Annotated in this window: 2 protein-coding genes; both read right to left on the bottom strand. The window is 72.2% G+C overall.

The genetic code is table 11. The features are described from left to right. Positions 1–59: 59 nt before the first annotated feature. On the bottom strand, positions 60–971 hold the full coding sequence (locus tag FNQ90_RS20365; protein ID WP_182607688.1) for an ABC transporter permease: 912 nt from the start codon (positions 969–971) through the stop codon (positions 60–62). 118 nt (positions 972–1089) lie between these two features. Further along, positions 1090–2211, bottom strand: a complete 1122-nt coding sequence (locus FNQ90_RS20360; protein ID WP_182607689.1) for an extracellular solute-binding protein — start codon at positions 2209–2211, stop codon at positions 1090–1092. Positions 2212–2219: the final 8 nt, after the last annotated feature.

The raw sequence follows: 2219 nt of genomic DNA, 5'->3' as shown, positions 1-2219 counted from the left end.
GCCGGGAGCCGGGTCGGGGGCGGTCGCCCCGGGAGCCGGGACGGGAGCGGGTGCCGGGTTCAGCGCAGCCATCGGGCGCTCCGTCGCTGGAGGGGCAGGTAAACCGCCATCACGACGGCGGCGACCGCGATCATGTCGAGGGCCAGGGCGAGCGCCACGCCCTCCTGACCGATGAGGACGTTCCCTCCGAGGGCGTCGGCGATCTTCAGGGTGACCAGCGGCAACATCCCCCCGGAGCCGACCAGCGCGGCGGCGGTGGCGTGGGCGGCGAAGGCGGTGCCGAACAGCAGGACGAACCCACCGAGGAGGGCCGGGGTCAGGATGGGCAGGCCGATGTGCCACCAGTACCGCAGGGTCCCCGCACCGCTGTCGAGCGCCGCCTCCCGCCACTGCGGGCGCAGACCGTCCAGGGCCGGGAGGGTCACCAGCACCATGAGGGGGATGAGGAAGTACAGGTAGACCAGGACCAGGCCGGAGAAGGTGTACAGGCTCCAGCCACGCGCCCCCAGGTCCCCCATACGGGTGACGACGCCGGAGATGCCGAGGGTCGCTATGAAGGCGAACGCCAGGGGCACGCCACCGAAGTTGGCCAGCACCCCGGAGGCGGTCAGGGTGAGGTCGCGCAGGATCCGGGAACGGGAGGTGACGATCGCCCGGGCCAGCAACGTGCCCGCGACGGCGCCGATGGCGGCGGTGATCAGGGAGAGTCGCAGACTGCCCAGCAGGGCGTCCAGGTAGTGGCCCCGCAACGAGCGGGTCAGGTGGTCGGTGGTCGCGACGGTGGTTCCGGTCACCGGATCGGTGGTGGTGAAAGCCCCGGTGAGCAGGGCGATCAGCGGCACGCCGAAGCACAGGCCGGTGAAGAGCAGCAGTGGCAGGGCACCGAGCCAACCGCCGACCGCGGTGGTGCGGCGTGGCCGGGCCGGACGGGCCGCGGGGGCGGCCGGCCCGGGGAGCGGGGTGGTCGTCATGGGTCTCGTGGTCCCGGGTGGAGAGCGGTGTGACGGGATCTCGGGCCGGCCGGCGGGCCGACCGACGGATACCGCCGCGGCCCCGGACGCCACGGCCCGGGGACGCGGCGGCGCGCGCTCAGGACAGCGCCCGCTCCCAGTTCTCGTTCACGGTGTCCCGCGCCGCCTCCAACTGCTCGGGGGTCGGGAACTCCGGCTCGACGGTGACCGGGGGCAGCTTGGCCAGGAACTCGGCGTCGGCGGTGCCGTCCCGCTCCATCGCCGGCAGCAGCACCGGGCGGGCGTAGCCCTTCAGCCAGAGGTTCTGGCCCTCCTCGCCGTAGAGGAACTCCATCCACAGTCGGGCCGCCGCCGGGTTGGGGGCGTCCTTGTTGATGGCCTGGACGTAGTACTGGGCGTACACGCCGTCGGTGGGAACGACGGTGGTCCACTCCACGCCGGAGCCATCGAGTTGGTCGGCGTATCCGGCGTTGAGGTAGTCCCAGTCGATGGTGATGGGCGTCTCACCCTTCTCGATGGTGGCCGGAGTGGCCTCGACCGGGATGAAGTTCCCCTCCTCCCGCAGTTCGGCGAAGAAGTCGATGCCCGGCTGCACGTCGTCCAGGGAACCGCCGTTGGCCTGCGCGGCGGCCTGCACGGCGGCGATCGCGGACCCGGACATGGTCGGATTGCCGTTCAGCGCGACCATGTTGCGGTACTCGGGCTTGCGCAGGTCCTCGAAGGTCCGGGGGCAGGTTCCGACGGTCGCGGCGTCGCAGCCGATGGAGACGAAGCCGCCGTAGTCGTGGAACCAGAGGCCGTCGGCGTCCTTCTGGTTGTCGGGGATGTCGTCCCAGCCCCGCACCCTGTAGGGCGCGAACAGGCCCTCCTCGGCGGCGCCGAAGGCGAAGGAGGCCCCGATGTCGACCACGTCGGGGGCGCGGTCCTGGCCCCTGCGGGAACGGATCGCCTCCAGTTCCTCGGCGCTGGAGGCGCTGGGATCCTCCTCATCGACCTCGATGTCGTAGAGCTCCTGGAACCGGGCGATGAGTTCGCCGTAGTTGGCCCAGTCGTGCGGGAGCGCGATGACGTTCAGCCGGCCCTCGGCCTCGGCGGCCTCGACGAGTGCGTCCATGTCCCCGAAGTCCGCCAGGGAGGTGGCCGTGGCGGCGGTGCCCGCTCCGGCTTCGGCGTCCTCCTCCGGGGCGGCACCACAGGCGGTGAGGAGGGGCAGGGCGGTGAGTGCGGCGGCGAGCAGCACGGTGGGCC

The organism is Streptomyces alkaliphilus, assembly GCF_014141535.1.
GTDB classification, from domain to species: Bacteria; Actinomycetota; Actinomycetes; order Streptomycetales; family Streptomycetaceae; genus Streptomyces; species Streptomyces alkaliphilus.
The sequence above is the reverse complement of the archived record's forward strand: the minus strand, read 5'-3'. Positions and strand labels throughout refer to the sequence as shown.

What these genes read in the sequence shown, in the direction of transcription:
- FNQ90_RS20365 (WP_182607688.1), bottom strand. Translation starts at nt 971, where the DNA reads ATGACGACCACCCCGCTCCCCGGGCCGGCCGCCCCCGCGGCCCGTCCG.